19 protein-coding genes and 1 pseudogene are annotated in these 16,460 nt (G+C 31.4%); 10 read left to right on the top strand and 10 right to left on the bottom strand.

All coding sequences use genetic code 11. The annotated features are described in order from the left end of the window. Nucleotides 1–149 precede the first annotated feature (149 nt). Nucleotides 150–913, top strand: a protein-coding gene (locus AAGD29_RS02765; RefSeq protein ID WP_341758430.1) for an IS5 family transposase whose coding sequence is annotated in 2 segments (ribosomal slippage) — nt 150–482 and nt 485–913 — 762 coding nt in all. Because the reading frame shifts where the segments join, the coding sequence is not laid out codon by codon here. On the opposite strand, the gene AAGD29_RS02760 is transcribed toward AAGD29_RS02765, so the two are convergent. The 4 genes from AAGD29_RS02760 to AAGD29_RS02745 all read right to left on the bottom strand — a co-directional run bounded on the left by AAGD29_RS02760 (nt 906) and on the right by AAGD29_RS02745 (nt 3,856). Continuing rightward, nucleotides 906–1,733, bottom strand: coding sequence for an NB-ARC domain-containing protein (locus AAGD29_RS02760; RefSeq protein WP_341758429.1), 828 nt, complete (start codon nt 1,731–1,733; stop codon nt 906–908). The genes AAGD29_RS02765 and AAGD29_RS02760 overlap by 8 nt on opposite strands. Further along, nucleotides 1,723–2,361 carry a hypothetical protein gene (locus AAGD29_RS02755; protein WP_341758428.1) on the bottom strand — a complete coding sequence of 213 codons (639 nt, stop codon included), beginning with the start codon at nt 2,359–2,361 and terminating at the stop codon, nt 1,723–1,725. The genes AAGD29_RS02760 and AAGD29_RS02755 overlap by 11 nt, the downstream gene beginning before the upstream one ends. A gap of 113 nt (nt 2,362–2,474) precedes the next feature. Continuing rightward, entirely contained in the window at nt 2,475–3,122 is a 648-nt protein-coding gene (locus AAGD29_RS02750; protein WP_341758427.1) for a hypothetical protein, read from the bottom strand. 413 nt (nt 3,123–3,535) lie between these two features. Further along, entirely contained in the window at nt 3,536–3,856 is a 321-nt protein-coding gene (locus AAGD29_RS02745; protein ID WP_341758426.1) for a recombinase RecB, read from the bottom strand. Nucleotides 3,857–4,015: 159 nt separating this feature from the next. Here AAGD29_RS02745 and AAGD29_RS02740 point away from each other — a divergent pair. The 3 genes and pseudogenes from AAGD29_RS02740 to AAGD29_RS02730 all read left to right on the top strand — a co-directional run. Continuing rightward, a pseudogene (locus tag AAGD29_RS02740) lies at nt 4,016–4,165 on the top strand (IS3 family transposase); the annotation flags it as partial. A 227-nt stretch (nt 4,166–4,392) separates the two neighbouring features. Further along, nucleotides 4,393–5,019, top strand: a complete 627-nt coding sequence (locus AAGD29_RS02735; protein WP_341758417.1) for a hypothetical protein — start codon at nt 4,393–4,395, stop codon at nt 5,017–5,019. Further along, nucleotides 5,003–5,359 carry a transposase gene (locus AAGD29_RS02730; protein ID WP_341758418.1) on the top strand — a complete coding sequence of 119 codons (357 nt, stop codon included), beginning with the start codon at nt 5,003–5,005 and terminating at the stop codon, nt 5,357–5,359. Before AAGD29_RS02735 ends, AAGD29_RS02730 begins: the two co-directional genes overlap by 17 nt. Before the next feature lie 361 nt (nt 5,360–5,720). On the opposite strand, the gene AAGD29_RS02725 is transcribed toward AAGD29_RS02730, so the two are convergent. From AAGD29_RS02725 to AAGD29_RS02715, 3 genes are all read right to left on the bottom strand, one after another. Further along, the gene (locus AAGD29_RS02725; RefSeq protein WP_341758425.1) at nt 5,721–6,458 is read right to left on the bottom strand and encodes an HD domain-containing protein; all 738 of its coding nucleotides are present in this window, start codon (nt 6,456–6,458) and stop codon (nt 5,721–5,723) included. A gap of 447 nt (nt 6,459–6,905) precedes the next feature. Beyond that, on the bottom strand, nt 6,906–7,877 hold the full coding sequence (dacB, locus tag AAGD29_RS02720) for a D-alanyl-D-alanine carboxypeptidase/D-alanyl-D-alanine-endopeptidase (protein ID WP_410521184.1): 972 nt from the start codon (nt 7,875–7,877) through the stop codon (nt 6,906–6,908). After that, nucleotides 7,874–8,272, bottom strand: coding sequence for a D-alanyl-D-alanine carboxypeptidase (locus AAGD29_RS02715; RefSeq protein ID WP_341758423.1), 399 nt, complete (start codon nt 8,270–8,272; stop codon nt 7,874–7,876). Before AAGD29_RS02715 ends, dacB begins: the two co-directional genes overlap by 4 nt. Before the next feature lie 125 nt (nt 8,273–8,397). On the opposite strand from AAGD29_RS02715, the gene zapE reads away from it, so the two are divergent. The 5 genes from zapE to AAGD29_RS02690 all read left to right on the top strand — a co-directional run bounded on the left by zapE (nt 8,398) and on the right by AAGD29_RS02690 (nt 13,915). Continuing rightward, complete coding sequence (gene zapE / locus AAGD29_RS02710; protein WP_341758422.1) at nt 8,398–9,429, top strand: cell division protein ZapE; 1,032 nt, start codon at nt 8,398–8,400, stop codon at nt 9,427–9,429. Beyond that, a complete protein-coding gene (gene tmk / locus AAGD29_RS02705) occupies nt 9,413–10,036 on the top strand; it encodes a dTMP kinase (protein WP_341758738.1) in 624 nt (207 codons plus the stop codon). The genes zapE and tmk overlap by 17 nt, the downstream gene beginning before the upstream one ends. Nucleotides 10,037–10,041: 5 nt before the next feature. Further along, nucleotides 10,042–12,108 carry a 3-hydroxyacyl-CoA dehydrogenase/enoyl-CoA hydratase family protein gene (locus tag AAGD29_RS02700; protein WP_341758421.1) on the top strand — a complete coding sequence of 689 codons (2,067 nt, stop codon included), beginning with the start codon at nt 10,042–10,044 and terminating at the stop codon, nt 12,106–12,108. A gap of 37 nt (nt 12,109–12,145) precedes the next feature. After that, the gene (locus tag AAGD29_RS02695) at nt 12,146–12,478 is read left to right on the top strand and encodes a hypothetical protein (protein WP_341758420.1); all 333 of its coding nucleotides are present in this window, start codon (nt 12,146–12,148) and stop codon (nt 12,476–12,478) included. 1,179 nt (nt 12,479–13,657) lie between these two features. Next, a complete protein-coding gene (locus AAGD29_RS02690; protein WP_341758419.1) occupies nt 13,658–13,915 on the top strand; it encodes a hypothetical protein in 258 nt (85 codons plus the stop codon). Here the strand turns inward: AAGD29_RS02690 and AAGD29_RS02685 are convergent. Together AAGD29_RS02685 and AAGD29_RS02680 are read right to left on the bottom strand one after the other, a co-directional pair. Next, a complete protein-coding gene (locus AAGD29_RS02685; protein WP_341758418.1) occupies nt 13,912–14,268 on the bottom strand; it encodes a transposase in 357 nt (118 codons plus the stop codon). The two genes, AAGD29_RS02690 and AAGD29_RS02685, sit on opposite strands and share 4 nt — an antisense overlap. Continuing rightward, nucleotides 14,252–14,878: a hypothetical protein gene (locus AAGD29_RS02680; RefSeq protein WP_341758417.1), complete on the bottom strand. Its 627-nt coding sequence runs from the start codon at nt 14,876–14,878 to the stop codon at nt 14,252–14,254. Before AAGD29_RS02680 ends, AAGD29_RS02685 begins: the two co-directional genes overlap by 17 nt. A gap of 269 nt (nt 14,879–15,147) precedes the next feature. Here AAGD29_RS02680 and AAGD29_RS02675 point away from each other — a divergent pair, with 269 nt between their 5' ends. Then, on the top strand, nt 15,148–15,441 hold the full coding sequence (locus AAGD29_RS02675; protein ID WP_341758416.1) for a hypothetical protein: 294 nt from the start codon (nt 15,148–15,150) through the stop codon (nt 15,439–15,441). Between the two features lie 713 nt (nt 15,442–16,154). On the opposite strand, the gene AAGD29_RS02670 is transcribed toward AAGD29_RS02675, so the two are convergent. Then, nucleotides 16,155–16,394, bottom strand: coding sequence for an exodeoxyribonuclease VII small subunit (locus tag AAGD29_RS02670; RefSeq protein ID WP_341753808.1), 240 nt, complete (start codon nt 16,392–16,394; stop codon nt 16,155–16,157). Between the last annotated feature and the right edge of the window lie 66 nt (nt 16,395–16,460).

The following is a 16,460-nucleotide window of genomic DNA, read 5'->3' as shown; positions in this document are numbered from 1 at the left end:
GGAGTTATTATATAGTAAAATACATTGGATTAGGTGACAAAGAACATAGAAATAGCTTCAAATAATTTACTAGGGTGTGTCATCAATTAAGTTGACAGGAGCGTTTATTTGTTGTGTAATAGAGAAAAAATTAAGGATAAATTTTCTCTATGCGTCGATATGCTCTACGTGACGATCAATGGGATCGGATTAAAGATAAGCTACCTGGAAGGGAAGAGTCTGTTGGTGTAACAGCCAAGGATAATCGCCTATTTATAGAAGCAGTCTTGTATCGATATAGGGCTGGTATACTTTGGAGAGACCTACCTGAACGTTTTGGAGATTTTCGAGTGATTCACCTACGTCATTCAAGGTGGAGCAAGACAGGTGTGTGGAAAAAGGTTTTTGAGATGCTGGCTGAAGATGCTGATAACGAGTATGCCATGATTGATTCAACCATTGTTAGGGCTCATCAACATAGTGCCGGTGCTAAAAAAAAGAGTTAGATGATGACCAAGCAATTGGACGAGGTAAAGGGGGGCTGAGTACTAAAATCCATGCCACATGTGACGCTCTAGGGAATCCAACGGGATTCCATCTTACCCCGGGTCAAGCTCATGATTTGCAAGGATCTGATGTTTTGATGAATGAATTGACGAAAGCGGATGCTGTACTTGCTGATAAGGCTTATGATGCCGATGTACGTATGCGAGATAAGCTGAAAGATAAGGGATGTATAGCTGTGATTCCCCCAAAGAAGAATCGTGTGAATCCAGCTAAGTATGATAAGGACCTATATAAAGCTAGGCATTTGATTGAGAACTTTTTTGCAAAATTGAAGCAATATAGAGCTATTGCAACACGATATGACAAAACATCTCAGAACTTTTTGGGTGCTGTTTATATGGCTTCCATGGTAATTTGGCTCAATTGATGACACACCCTAGAGTCATCTTATATAATAACTCTTTTCCACATTGGGTAATTTCTTTTAATACTATCTCTAAATGTCCCCTTATTTTATTATCATACTTTTCCATATATTTTATATATTCCTCAATTGTCATATGACTATTATTTTGTAGGAAAATTGCACTATGACCGATCATGTAAGCAGGATATCCTTTTAAGTTGTCCACTAACTCTGATACAAATTTAGGTGATTGATTCTTCATAATCTTGTTGATTATTACAGTAGCATGCTCTTCCTTTAAATAAGGCACTGGGATTTTTGAAATTAAATATTTATCATCTTGTGAACAAATAATAACATGTCCACCATGATGCCAATCTATAATATCTTTAATTTTATCGTTCTCGTTAATATGGAGATTATCAAATATCAATAACCACTTACTTTGGTGTTTTAAATATTCCATTAAACTATTCTTAACATTTTTTGGATCTTCTGATATATAACACTCCTCTTTAAGACATATTTGTTTATTAATTTCTCTAGCAATTGTTATGAACTGCGGGATTAAATCCACAGCTACATCAAGAAACCCTATAATATTATATTTATGTTGATATTCTTTAACATATTTACGTACTAACTCACTCTTACCCATGCCGGTAATACCAGTAACACCTACTTTCTTATCATTTACTAATTTCTCTCTTAATTTGCTAATTTGCTCTTCATGATTAGTAAAATAATATACAGGTTTTTCTTTATTTATAATTATGGCATATACTGAATTACTAAGAGTAATTACTGTAACAAATAGTGTAACGATAAGCCTATTGATCATTTTGTTTCCTATTATTTCGCAATTTATCTAACTGTATTACTTTAGCTTGTTGAGCATTAATATCATTTTGCTTTGATATCACACTATCAATTTTTATTTCTATAATTGTTTGATCATCTTTTCTAATCACTGAATGATTTATTTGAAAATCTTTCAATAAAAGAAATATTTGACCTAAATTTAATATATATAGGTTTGCTGTATTATTAAATATTTTCTCAGAATATCTTATTGCTAAATTTTTATCTAACCGAAAACCGTTGCTAGAATACACTAGCATGTTTTCTTGAAAAATTATTTTTACATATCTTATATTCTCTGCATCCTTATTAAAATATAAGATATTAGATAATATACTAATGACTATCTGATTAAATATTTCCTGTTCAAAGGGAACTACAAGATGATCTACTGTATTTTCTATATTTAATATAATATTGGAATTATAACAAGCAGTATAACCCTTGAAGTAGTTCCTTATATCTAAAATTAGTGAATTTAGCTCTACCTTAAAACTATTTTCTTTTTTCTCTTTTAGAGATTCTATTGCTAAAGGAAAATATTCATTATTATGTTTTTGTTCTATATTATGGTTTAAATCTACTTTACCAAGGAAGTTTTTATACATAGAGTTTTTAGAATACTGATAACATTTTAATATAAATTCCTCATTTACTTTGTGAAATAATAAAATATCATTACTTCTCTGAACGTTTTCATGTAAATTTGACCGTAATCGTTCTAATAGTTCCTTAATTTTTTTGTCTCTATTAAATAAATTATCCCTCTAATAACTAAAATAAAGATGATACCACTACCTAACATAAACCATAACATTTGTCGGTTTATTTTTGTTATAGCTTGTTCTTCATAAAGTGAGTTGGGATTAATATTTAGTTCTATAGTGCATACTAAATTTTTGGTTACTAAGTATTTTCTTGTTATACTACTACTAGTTTCTATATTCCCATTATTGATAATGTGGTATTCATTAAACTTGATATTGTAAATAAAGTTTTGTTCTGAAATAACGTTTAGCATTTCTTGTAATGTTATATAGGTTAAATAACACGAGCTATAACGATTTGTAGATAAAGAAGCCTTAGGGAAAAGTATATTATCTTTTACATAGTCTTTAAGTTTTAATATCTTATTATCCGTGTTTTCTTGCTGATCATCATCAAAAACATATAAATGACTTATAATAAGCGATTTAATTAAATCATGTTGAGATTCCACACGTATTAAGTTTTGATATTTATGTTCATACCAAAGATATTTATAAAACCTTACATTTGCAGCTAATACAATGATTACAATAGAAAATATGTAAAGTATACTTACTTTTATAACCTCTTTTTGTTCTTGTTGTTTCTTTAGGATTAACATTAATAACAACTATATAAAAAATAAACACTATCGTAGTGTAGCAAAAATCTAATCATTATTGCTACTAAAAATCTTTGACTATTAAGTTAAGTTTTTGAGTTTTTATCTAGACCTTCAATAGTTACTATGTCTTCTAACTGTAGTTTTCTACCCTGAGTTTGGTTTACAAGAATATTAAAGTAGAAATGGTTTTTTTCAAGATGTTTCTCTATTACTGCCCTATTTTTATTGGTTTTCCTTTCTTGCTTTTGGTATTTTTTTATCTTTAGTTGGAAACTATACTATAGTTAGACAATAAGCTAAATGCTGCTAGGCTACTGAGTACACTCATGTAAGAAATGGGAAGTAAATCGACCAATAGATACCTCGTGGCACACCAAAAGCCTATTACATCTACATGGTTAATATAGTTATTACACTATACAAATGTTACAATACAGGTGCTGGTTTATAACAATTCTTACCTCGATTTGGGTTCGGAAATCATCCTCTAGGGTGTGCCATTCTCCGATTTTAGTGCATTTTACGAATGCGTCAAACGGTGGACGTAGCATAAAGTCTAGCCTTCCGTCTTTTAATTCTAGGTTCGCAAATACTAAATTCATCAATTTACGTTTTCCTTCCGTAGTCGAACCTTTGAAGGTTTCTAACGCTCCGGAAGCCAGTTCTACTAGGTTAACCAAGCATTCTGAAAATTTATCATCAGCATAATCATGGTTTTCTATTTCTTTCACGATATCTTCACGTTTTTGTATTAATTTCTGACGTTTTTCTTCATGATCTTCCTTGCTAATATCACCGTCTAAAAATAAATCAGTTAGCTTTACATAAGCGTCAAGGGCAGGCTATAACAAATTTTAAAAATAAGCTACCATCTCCACAGTCAGATAGGATTAATTTATCAAAATAAATTTAAAACTAGGGAGAAAGCAAAACATGCCATATTTGAATATATAGCAGTATTTTATAATCGTATAAGGATGCATTCAACTAATGACTATCTATCACCTGTGCAATACGAGGAAATGCAAAAATGTGCCTAAAAAAACTGTCCGGAAAACTTATATCTAACACATCAAGACAGAATCAAGAAACAATTCACAGCTATTTAAGTCATGAGTACAAAATTGATTTTCCAACAGTTTTATTGAGGTTACTTTATCATGCAGCTCAGTACAGGACAAAGAGATTAAGGAGAGAAGAAAATAAGTAGATAACGCGTAGCCAAAGCTCTATTACTTAGGTTATTGAAGACTTAAGAGGCAAGAGAATGATTACAGCGTTATCACAATTAATAGGAGACTACTTTTTTAATAGTTTTGCAAGCATAAAATTAATAGAACAAATAATATTAGGATTATTGCAAGTGAGAGATGTAAATCTTACACAGCTTGCCTTAACGATAAAAGGAGATAAGCAAGAATCACGCTATAAGAAATTACAGAGATTTTTTGCCAAATGTGAATTATCATATACGTCCTTAGCCAAGTTACTGGTTAGGTTGGCTGGAATTGATGCTGAACAATGGTTACTAGTGCTGGATCGGACAAATTGGAAATTTGGTAAGCTTGACATCAATATTTTAGTATTATCTATTTGCCATAAAGGCATTGCTATACCAATTATGTGGGATATGTTGCCAAAAGCAGGAACTTCTAATAACGTTGAACGTCAGCAATTAATGGAAAGGTTTATTACTATATTTGGCATAGAGAAGATGTCAGCATTGCTTGGGGATCGGGAGTTTATAGGTGATTTATGGCTAAAGTTTTTAGCCGATAAAATGATACCATTTTATATTAGAATCAAAGCCAATCTTACCATTGGTAGAGCAGAAGATGAGTTAGTTACTGCTAATCATTTAATTAAGAAGTTACAGAATGGTGAATATATATAAAAAAAGATGGGAAATAGAAAGCCTTTTTGCTTGCCTTAAGACGCGGGGCTTCAATTTTGAAAATACCCATATAATACATTTAGATAGAATTAGTAAATTGCTTGGTTTACTTGCTATAGCATTTACTTTTGCTTATGTTGTGGGTCAATGGCAAAATTCTATCAAACCTATAAAGCTTAAAAAACATGGTAGAAAGTCTATATCCTTATTCAGGTATGGCTTAGATTACTTGCAGAGAATATTTTTGAATATTGCAGAAATGATGGAAAAATGGATGGAAGTTATAACAAAATTTATTAAGCCAATAATACCATCTTTACTCCGATTATCACCTTGTTAATCTCTTTGTCCTGTACTGAGCTTAAGCACCTTGCTATTAACATATTTAAGTTATAAAATATATCCGTTAAAAATTGTAAAAACCTTATTATGGATATTTTGTCTATTTGCTTTAGCTTGCCCTTATTTATTAAATAATGTTAATAGTTCATTTGATGTATTTTTAATTCAATTATTCACTATGTTATTTGTACCTACCGGTCCTAGCCTAGGACAGCCAATATATTATAAACATTTTCCTGTCTTTAAACGTTTTAGCTGTGCTAGTCTTATCTTTGCCATATCTCGTGCCTTAATGTATGTAGTTACCCCTTTTTCAATTGTTTACTTAACTGAGTATTGGCATCATTGGGGGATAATGATTATATTCGTTCCAGTTTGCATAGGTTTTGCATTTGGGATATTTCATTTTGAAAAGTTGGAGAAAGAGACTGGAAATTATCCACAAAAGCCTCGCGTAGAGGTATAGATAAATGTTGACAACATAATGTAATAATTTGTTTTGTTACTGTTGGTATTCTTAAATGCATAGCTAAAGTTAAAAAATGTATTACGGTTTCTTCTACTATCTTTTTAGCTTTTTCCAGTGATTTAGCTCCTAGAGTTTCTAAATTGTGAATTCTATCAAAAAGTTTAATCAGTGCTACATCATATTTTTTTTGTTGAAATAATAAATCTAGTGTTTCTGCCGAGCTAATCTTGCCACTAGGTTTAACCCTAGTCAAATCTTCTACTTGACTAGCCACTTGACTGCCAAAAATATAGGCAATCATGGGTTCGGTCAGTTTTGTATCTTCAATGGTATCGTGCAGTAATGCGGTAACAATCATGTCAGTCCTAAACAATCTTGGAATTTCTAGGGCTGTGTACTGGGCAACCATACAAGCCACTTCAATCGGATGGGAATAATACGGCTCGCCGGATTGTCTCATTTGACTGCCATGATATTTTTTAGCATAGTAGATGCCTTTTTTGACTTCATAAATGTTTATTGGTTGCTGTACTTTTGTATTTAGCAAAATTAATTCATTAAGTAACCTCTCAGCATATGTACAAAACTGGTATCTTGAATTATCCCAATAGTTATTAATATCTTCCATAAGAAATCATAATATTTTAATTATAAAGTTATTATAAACTAAAATTTTGACTATTTAAAGCATTTACTACTTTTTATTTTTAAAAGATGCAATATTTTCTAACCTATGTTGTATAAATTACAGCTTCTTCTCCATAAAATAATATCCAATATTCTACTCGCATGTGATGATACAGAGCCTAGTATTAACTTAGTTAACCTCAGTTCGATATAAGAATTATTAATTCTTATATCGAACTGGCTTTGTTATAAGGAAAAATGCACTCTTGAAGCAGCTGACGCGAGTGCATTTTAACTTTTTTCATCATTCAATATGTGATTTTAATAATTAAAATCACATATTGAATGGAGTGTTATATTTTAACAATCAGGTGGGCAGCCGCTTCAAACCTGATTGTTTCTATATATAACACGAAAGTTCGATGTAACAAGTTACATCGAATTCAGGTTAGTTACTATTTGAATTGAGGTTATTTAATAATATTCTTATTATTTCTTCTTCTAGATTTTTATATTTCAGTTTTGACCCTAAATAATTATTGCTAACTATAACAAAACTATAGGGTACATTATTTTTATCAAATACATAACCTATTAATGAAGATACTCCAAACATACTACCCGTTTTGGCAAAAATATTTATCCCTTGAAAACGCTTTTCCAAAGTGCCTGGTTCATTAGGTCTAGCTAGCATCAACTTAATAGTTTCAAAGTTTTTATCTTTATAAATGCTAGTTAAAAACTCATCAAAATGTGTTGGAGTAAGCAGATTATATCGAGATAAACCAGAGCCATCAACTATTACTGTATTATCTAAATTTACTGCAAAATTTTCATCTACATATTTTTTTAATAAAAGCCCTGCCTCTGCCCAATCAGTTACTTTGCATATAGTAGCAAATTTAGCAAGTAAGTAATCTGTAATATAATTATCAGACATTTTTAAAGCGTAGCTACCAATCTGATTGAATTTTTTTTCAATTTGGACAATTTCTTTAGCTAGTTTTGGTTTAGAACTATATAAAATTTTGCCTGTTATTTTAATATTATGTTTATTTAATAATTGTTGTAATGTTAATTTTATATGATTTAGATTATCATTAACTACTACGTCTGCAATAAAATTCTTGAGACCTTCATTTAATGTGCCATTTATTAGTAAATTATTATCTTTAATCACTATATTTAGTTTATTTTTATCACCATTTGGAATAGTTATAGCCTTGTTAACAATTTTGTAAGGTATTAACTCTTGATTATCTACATGTAGTTTATTCTTTACCAATTCACTTGTATGTAACTGTAACTTTATATAATTCTTATTAATATGTACTTGTGTAATTGGAGCGCCATAACTACGTTTAGAGTCTTCAAGCATTCCACTTTCTATAACCGCAGGAAGAGAAAACTGAGAATTTATAATATAAAAATTAGCAATAGTCTTATGGGATTTTTTTTAAGCATGCCTATCATACTATCAAGATCACTGGTGGAAAAATTAGGATCATTAATGTCTAAATAATAATCATCTTTATTTTGTAAAATCTTATTAATAAAAAGATAATCATTGCCAAAATATTGACTTAAAGTACCTATAGTAATGAATTTTAAAGCACTCGCGAAAGTATAATACCTATCAGCATTTTGCTCATAAATTACATCGCCTGTTAATAAATTTCTAATTTTTATTCCTATATTAATGTTAGAATCTATTTTTTGTATTTCTTGATTAATTGTCTCTTTATAATTATAGTCACAAGCATATGAAAAGTTATAAAATATTGAAAGCAAGAATAGTGAAATAATTTTTTGCATAATCTTAATTTATTTTTACTACTTTTCTAGCTAATCTGATTTAATTAGCTGCAAAAGTAAAGGTTTTTTATTAATAGACTATACTAACTCAGGTTATACTAAATCTAAAATGAGAATGTAATATATTGTCTGAATTAAAATTTGACGAAAAGCAGTTGCTTTTGCTCAGCAGAATTAAAGAGTTTGCTAAACAAATTGAAGATAAGTCGTTTTTTAGATTCTTTAATAGCAGTTTATTAGCAAAAAAAGCTATATATTTATATGGTAATGTAGGTAATGGCAAAACTGTATTAATGCAACATTTTTTCCAAATATTGCAAATTAGGAAATTAATGATACATTACCAAAACTTTATGCAATCGGTACATAAAGATATTTATCAGTTGCAAGATAAATCACAATCTAAAAATAATATTATCAAAAGAATTGCTGCAAATTATGCAAAGCAGGCGGAAGTAATATGCATAGATGAGTTTGAAATTAAAGACATAACTGATGCTATGATAATAGGGCCGCTGCTCCTTGAACTCATAAGACATAAGGTGTTTATCTTCATTACTAGTAATATTGAGCCAAAAAATTTGTATAAAGATGGTTTACAAAGAAATTCCTTTTTGCCAATAATTAAAGAGATTTATCAAAAGTTTGAAGTTATGCATTTGGATAGTGATCATGATTATCGATTAGATAAAATTATACACATGACTAATAGACGCATAATATACCCTATTAATGAAGATAATAAGCTTGAGATACAGAACCTTATTAGCAAGTTAAATAGTAATAACCGATTAGTTTCTAAGGATATCCTAGTTTTTGGACGTAAAATATCTTTTAAAATGGCTAGTGAAAAAATATTAGTGACAGATTTTGAGGAGCTATTTGTAAGAGAATTAGGTTATGTTGATTATGTAAATATTTGCCAAAAATTTTCTATCATAATAGTAGAAAATATTCGTATAATAGATTCTGATAACACAGACTTAGCAGTTAGGTTTATTAATTTTGTTGATAATGCTTATTTTTATAAGGTTGTATTATTCATGACATTGCAAGATGAACCTATAAAAATATATCAGAATGGTTTTCGCAAAGATGAATTTAACAGAACTATTTCAAGATTGTATGAGATGAATAGTGATAGCTACGTCAATTAAAAAGGGTAAATTTATTACGTTTGAGGGTGGGGAAGGGTGCGGAAAATCCACCCAAAGTAATATGTTATATCAGTATTTACTATCACAAAATATTCCCGTAGATTTAACACGTGAAGTAGGGGGAACTATTTCTGCTGAAAAAATGCGTGACATTTTAGTTAATCAAGATTTACTACCTATGTCAGAATTGCTGCAAATCATGGCAGCACGTTACGAACATGTCCATAAAAGGATTATTCCTAAACTAGATTGTGGGATCTCAGTTATTTGTGATAGGTTTGTAGACTCTACTGCTTGTTATCAGGGGCAAGATATAGGGATTGATTTAGTTTATGATCTTCATAAGTCTTTAATATCTGATGTGATGCCTGATATTACATTTTTTATTGATATAGATCCAAATATTGCCTTACCAAGGGCATTAGTGCGAGGGAATAATAACAAATTTGAAAGCAAGAATATTGAATTCCATCAAAAAGTCCATAACGGATTTCAATATATATCAGCTAAATTTCTAAATAGAATAGTAAAAATAAATGCTTCAACTCTTAGTGTACAAGAAATTCATGATATAATAGTTGCGATGCTCGTTACAAAGGTTTGGTGAATAAGATGGAAAATAAAATAGAAAAAATATGTGTTATTGGTTCTGGAGTAATGGGGCTAGCAATAGCTGCCTTGATAGCTAACTCCTCTCACCAAGTTGTTTTACTAGATGTAGTAAGCAACGACCCTAATGATAGGAATGCAATCCTTACGAAGGCTCTAGAAAATATAGAGAAACAACGACCACCTCCTTTATCGCATCCAAGTAAATTAGCGTTTATCACCATTGGTAATTTAGAAGATGATCTAAAGCGGATTACAGAATGTGATTTGATCATTGAAGTTATTATTGAAAAAATTGCAATAAAACATCAGCTATATGAGAAGATTCTACCCTACCTAAAAGAAGATGATATTTTAGCTTCTAATACTTCAACCCTACCTTTAAGGAAATTAAAAGAGCAAATGCCTGATTCTATAAAATCTACCATTAGGTCTAGATTTGTCATTAGTCATTTTTTTAATCCTCCAAGATACATGGAATTACTTGAACTTGTTGTAGATTCAGAGGTTAGCTCAGGGGTTATAGAGAGGATATCAGATTTTCTAACACGAGATTTAGGGAAAACTATTATTAAATGTCACGATACTCCAGGTTTTATAGCAAATCGAGTTGGTTGTTATCTACTTGAGCTGGTTGTTCGCAGCAGCATAGATGAAAATTTAAGTCCAGTAATTATCGATAAAATTTTTACTGATTTATGTAAATTACCAAGTACAGGAATCTTTGGCTTATATGATTTAATAGGTCACGACGTAATGAGATTAATTTCTACATCACTAGTTAATTCCCTACCGAATCATGATGATTATCACCAAGTTTACTCAGCATCTTCTATCCTTGATAAGATGATAGAGAATAACTTGATTGGTCGTAAAGCTTTAGGAGGTTTTTACCGCATATCAAAGATAAATGGCATAAAAACTAAAGAAGTCATAGATTTTACAACTTTAACTTATACAGCATTTGAAGATCCCAAGATTGAATATAGTTCTATTGATCAGTTGTTAAATAGCAACTCTCGCTATGGTAAATTTTTTCATAACATCCTAGTGAAGTTTTACTTATATATAATATCTTTAATTCCATCGATTACTGACAATATTTACGATATAGATACAGCTATGAGGCTTGGTTATAGTTGGAAGATTGGTCCTTTTGAGTTGTTAATTAATCACATAGGAGGAGGATTTGAGTGGCTTAAAAAACAAGCAATGCTCATGAATTTAACATTACCGGAATATATCGCTAATAATTCCTATGAAACTATTGAACTGAGTCAGTTTCATTTGACTAGAGTCAGATTAGAAGAAAGTAAGATTTTATTGAAGAATGACTCGGTCCAACTAATTCTGTATAAAAATAGGTTAGTTTTTACTATTAATACTAAAATGAATTGCCTCAATGAAAATGTTTTTAAACTTTTGTTAGAATCTGTTGATATTGCAGAAAATGAGAAGCAAACACTATATATTATGCCATTAACCAATAATTTTTCAGCTGGTGCTGACTTAAAATTCATTGCTTCCTGTATAAAAAATCAAGATTTTGCTAAATTAGAATATTTCTTAAAACTTGGTCAAAAAACCATGATAAGGTTAAAATACTCGCATATTAATATTGTTAGCTGTGCTTTAGGTGCTGCGTTAGGTGGGGGCTGTGAAATATTGTTACATTCTGATTTTATTGTAGCTAATCAGGAATTAAATGCTGGCCTTGTTGAGGCATCGGTTGGCTTAGTTCCAAGTTGGGGAGGCATTAAGGAAATGTTTTATCGTGCAAGTAGCGATAAAAGTAAGCTGGTAAAAAATTTAAGAAATATCCTATTGCACAATAAATCAAGTTCTGCTGATTATTTTATAGCTGATTATGATATTACTAACGTGCAAGTAAATATGAATAAACATTTAATACTGCAAGAGGCTTTTGCCTTGGATTTGCCAGAAAAAATACAGAAAGTAAGCAAGCAAGTTATTTTATCTAAAGTTACTTTAGCTGAAGAATTAGATATACTCGATGAAAATCAACAATTGCGTTGTTGTTGTCCAAGACCTGCGGTGCTCACGTACTAATGTACGCTGTGCTCCTCGGCTTGGACACTCCTAGCACTTGTTGATTTTGATCTTCGTCTACCAACTCTTCATTTACGAGCAGTATATATACTCAAATGATTTGGAGAATGGGAGCAACAAACAAGGGGTAAGCGAATGCAAGCAGTACAATAAGATACGTGAGTACGCGAATTTCCCGATAGTATTTGCAGAAAGCAATTCTTCAAAGCAGAAGAGTATCTCTGAGTATGATAATCTTCAAGGATGGCTATTGTCAAAGTTTCAAGATATCATTTCCATGCAACAAATTGATGAGCAAAAATTATTGCAATTTGAACGAGAGATATTTTTAGAACTTGCCAAAAACCCCAGAAAGATTTTTGGTTTTTAGAACAAAGTTTACTATAACACACTAACCTATCCAATGAATTTCAAGAATTATCTCTGCTAGCAGGTGGCGAGCTAGCAAAATTCTCAATAAACTTAACATCCTCACAAATTTTTTTATTAAAAACACTTTACACATCACAACATCTATTATACTATATAAAATATACAGCTCTAAAATTAAAGGGGATTCCTATACAAGGTAGTTAACCTCAAGTATTGATGTAAGACATCGGTTTAATAGCCTAGGGTGTCACCTACAACTGTTGAAAGTTAGAAGAGGAAGGGGTTTTAAATAGGGTAACGTCATTGCGAGGAAGACCGTAGGTCGACGAAGCAATCCAAAAAAGTAACCATAAGTGGATTGCTTCGTCGGCTTACGCCTTCTCGCAATGACAGCGGTTATAAGCCGACAACTTTTAAACTGTCATTATGACTTCTAAAACCGCTTCCTCTTCTAACTTTCGACAGCTGTGGGGTGTCACCCCTGCGTAGGTAGGGGTCTAAAAAAATATCATAGAAGGTATGTTAACCTCAGTTCGATATAAGAATTAATAATTCTTATATCGAACTGGCTTTGTTATAAGGAAAAATGCACTCTTGAAGCGGCTGACGCGAGTGCATTTTAACTTTTTTCATCATTCAATATGTGATTTTAATAATTAAAATCACATATTGAATGGAGTGTTATATAGTTTTTATATCCCAGCTTTCGCTGGGATGACATAATGGCGGTGACATCACCCCTAATGGCGATGATTATTACATCAAACTGAGGTTAGTTATAATGTACCCATAAATTAGACCAAGAAAATGTTATATCCAAGAATAGTAGGATAAAATAACAATAATAAAAAAGATAAAATTTTATTACAGCAAAGAGAAAGTATAAAGACATTAGAGCTAAAAGTGGCATACTCGATGAAAATCAACAATTGCGTTGTTGTTGTCCAAGACCTGCGGTGCTCACGTACTAATGTACGCTGTGCTCCTCGGCTTGGACACTCCTAGCACTTGTTGATTTTGATCTTCGTCTACCAACTCTTCATTTACGAGCAGTACATTACAAGTAATAAACAATCAAAAAAGTATACTTGAATACCTCACAATCTTACGAAGCCAATTCGTAGGAGCATTCGAATATAGAGCTTATCTCGTGGAAGGCAACAAAAGGAGGAATGAAATGATTCAACTATTAGTAATTTCTTCAATTATTTTAATCATTATTGAAATGCTATTGATAGTAACTTGTATTAAGTGGTTATATAGTATTAGGCTGGCATGTACCAATATTTGGCTTATGAGTCAGGATTTCTCTAATAGTTTCATTACAGCCAAAGAAGAAGTAATTTTGTTACATAAAGAATTAAAAGAGTTAACCACTCTAACTACCAAGAAAGAACATCATATTTTGCACCTCAGTACAGGACAAAGAGATTAACAAGGTGATAATCGGAGTAAAGATGGTATTATTGGCTTAATAAATTTTGTTATAACTTCCATCCATTTTTCCATCATTTCTGCAATATTCAAAAATATTCTCTGCAAGTAATCTAAGCCATACCTGAATAAGGATATAGACTTTCTACCATGTTTTTTAAGCTTTATAGGTTTGATAGAATTTTGCCATTGACCCACAACATAAGCAAAAGTAAATGCTATAGCAAGTAAACCAAGCAATTTACTAATTCTATCTAAATGTATTATATGGGTATTTTCAAAATTGAAGCCCCGCGTCTTAAGGCAAGCAAAAAGGCTTTCTATTTCCCATCTTTTTTTATATATATTCACCATTCTGTAACTTCTTAATTAAATGATTAGCAGTAACTAACTCATCTTCTGCTCTACCAATGGTAAGATTGGCTTTGATTCTAATATAAAATGGTATCATTTTATCGGCTAAAAACTTTAGCCATAAATCACCTATAAACTCCCGATCCCCAAGCAATGCTGACATCTTCTCTATGCCAAATATAGTAATAAACCTTTCCATTAATTGCTGACGTTCAACGTTATTAGAAGTTCCTGCTTTTGGCAACATATCCCACATAATTGGTATAGCAATGCCTTTATGGCAAATAGATAATACTAAAATATTGATGTCAAGCTTACCAAATTTCCAATTTGTCCGATCCAGCACTAGTAACCATTGTTCAGCATCAATTCCAGCCAACCTAACCAGTAACTTGGCTAAGGACGTATATGATAATTCACATTTGGCAAAAAATCTCTGTAATTTCTTATAGCGTGATTCTTGCTTATCTCCTTTTATCGTTAAGGCAAGCTGTGTAAGATTTACATCTCTCACTTGCAATAATCCTAATATTATTTGTTCTATTAATTTTATGCTTGCAAAACTATTAAAAAAGTAGTCTCCTATTAATTGTGATAACGCTGTAATCATTCTCTTGCCTCTTAAGTCTTCAATAACCTAAGTAATAGAGCTTTGGCTACGCGTTATCTACTTATTTTCTTCTCTCCTTAATCTCTTTGTCCTGTACTGAGATTTTGCACATGACTGTTCATTTAAATGAAGTAGAAATGTGCGTAAAAATGTTACTTGATGAGTTTAGGGGAATTGTTCAGTTTAGCAAACCCAAAGAAAAGGCCAAATTACAGAAGATACTGGAAAAAATAGCCTTGTACAAATAAGATGAAGGGAATTATATTAAGATGCAGCTTACAGCAAATTATCTATGTCAAACTGAATCAGAGACTTTGAAGAGATATCAACAAAGGCGAGAAGATTTAGTACTAATACTTAACAATGAAAAGGAGAGATTACATCATAGCATTGATGGTATAGATAAAGATAGTATAGAAAAACACATTAAATTTTTACAAGATGAAATAGATGAGTTTGATGAAAAATTAGGTGAAGTAATAGGTGGGTTAGTAGAACTAGAAGAGAAAGTAAAGATATTAGAGACTGTACCTTTATTGGTAACTAACCTCAGTTCGATGTAAGAATAATTATTATTCTCTGCACGCTCGATGTCATCCCAGCGAAGGCAGGGATCTAAAAATGTTTAAGCACTTAATCCTTGCTACTTCTTTAGACCCCTGCCTACGCAGGGGTGACATCACCCACAATAGAGATGATACTGGGTCTAGTATTAACTTGTTATATCGAATTCAGGTTAACTAGTATACTCGAATGATTTGGAGAACGGGAACAACAACAAATACGGGGTGATCAAACGGAGTATAGCGAACTACCCAACCTGAAAATTGATTTTAATGATCCCATAAACAAGTCCAAATAACCTTGCCCTGATAAAAATTTATTCCTGATGTACATTAGCCATGTTATACCATTTCCCATTATTAACTACGATAATACTACAGTTGTAGTTACTACCCAAAGTTGTCATTCTTAGCAACGGCGGGAATCTAAAAAAATAGCCTAGAAGACTATTATACATTATTAGATCCCAGCTTTCGCTGGGATGACATCGTTTTGACATTAGTACTACACTGTAGTGCTAAATAGCGTAGTTAATAATGGGAAATGGTATGACAGGTGTTTCTGATCTACGCTGGACATATATTCAAATGATTTGAAGAATTGGATTTGAAAATGAATGGTGAGCATGCTAGGCGTACATATAGTATAGTTACGCATGCGAATCCATGATATTTTTAAAAAACAATTGTTCAAAGCAGAAGAGTATACTAAATTAGGACTCTACCTTTTCTATAGCGATGGTTGAATCTGGCATCTTAGTAATTTTTTCAATCTTTAAGCGGGCGGCTTGTAGTTTCTTTTCACAGTGATCTTTTAGTAAGACCCCTCTTTCAAAACTATTAATTGATGAATCTAAACTTTCTTCTCCCGTATCAATTTTTTTTACAATTTCTTTTAGTTCAGCTAAGGCGGCTTCAAAGCTCATATTTTCAATAGATTTTAAGTCTAGCATAATAATTTACCTCCTTACACGAATTTGGGATAAGAATTTGCCAATCCTGACCTTTAACTGGTCAGT

Origin of the sequence: Candidatus Tisiphia endosymbiont of Ditula angustiorana (assembly GCF_964026425.1) — a bacterium.
In the GTDB taxonomy this organism is placed as follows: domain Bacteria; phylum Pseudomonadota; class Alphaproteobacteria; order Rickettsiales; family Rickettsiaceae; genus Tisiphia.
The sequence above is the reverse complement of the archived record's forward strand: the minus strand, read 5'-3'. Positions and strand labels throughout refer to the sequence as shown.

Coding starts and splice junctions, on each gene's coding strand:
- AAGD29_RS02760 (WP_341758429.1), bottom strand. CDS start 1,733: ATGATCAATAGGCTTATCGTTACACTATTTGTTACAGTAATTACTCTT.
- AAGD29_RS02755 (WP_341758428.1), bottom strand. CDS start 2,361: ATGTATAAAAACTTCCTTGGTAAAGTAGATTTAAACCATAATATAGAA.
- AAGD29_RS02750 (WP_341758427.1), bottom strand. CDS start 3,122: ATGTTAATCCTAAAGAAACAACAAGAACAAAAAGAGGTTATAAAAGTA.
- AAGD29_RS02735 (WP_341758417.1), top strand. CDS start 4,393: ATGATTACAGCGTTATCACAATTAATAGGAGACTACTTTTTTAATAGT.
- AAGD29_RS02730 (WP_341758418.1), top strand. CDS start 5,003: ATGGTGAATATATATAAAAAAAGATGGGAAATAGAAAGCCTTTTTGCT.
- AAGD29_RS02725 (WP_341758425.1), bottom strand. CDS start 6,458: ATGGAAGATATTAATAACTATTGGGATAATTCAAGATACCAGTTTTGT.
- AAGD29_RS02715 (WP_341758423.1), bottom strand. CDS start 8,272: ATGCAAAAAATTATTTCACTATTCTTGCTTTCAATATTTTATAACTTT.
- AAGD29_RS02700 (WP_341758421.1), top strand. CDS start 10,042: ATGGAAAATAAAATAGAAAAAATATGTGTTATTGGTTCTGGAGTAATG.
- AAGD29_RS02690 (WP_341758419.1), top strand. CDS start 13,658: ATGATTCAACTATTAGTAATTTCTTCAATTATTTTAATCATTATTGAA.
- AAGD29_RS02685 (WP_341758418.1), bottom strand. CDS start 14,268: ATGGTGAATATATATAAAAAAAGATGGGAAATAGAAAGCCTTTTTGCT.
- AAGD29_RS02680 (WP_341758417.1), bottom strand. CDS start 14,878: ATGATTACAGCGTTATCACAATTAATAGGAGACTACTTTTTTAATAGT.
- AAGD29_RS02675 (WP_341758416.1), top strand. CDS start 15,148: ATGCAGCTTACAGCAAATTATCTATGTCAAACTGAATCAGAGACTTTG.
- AAGD29_RS02670 (WP_341753808.1), bottom strand. CDS start 16,394: ATGCTAGACTTAAAATCTATTGAAAATATGAGCTTTGAAGCCGCCTTA.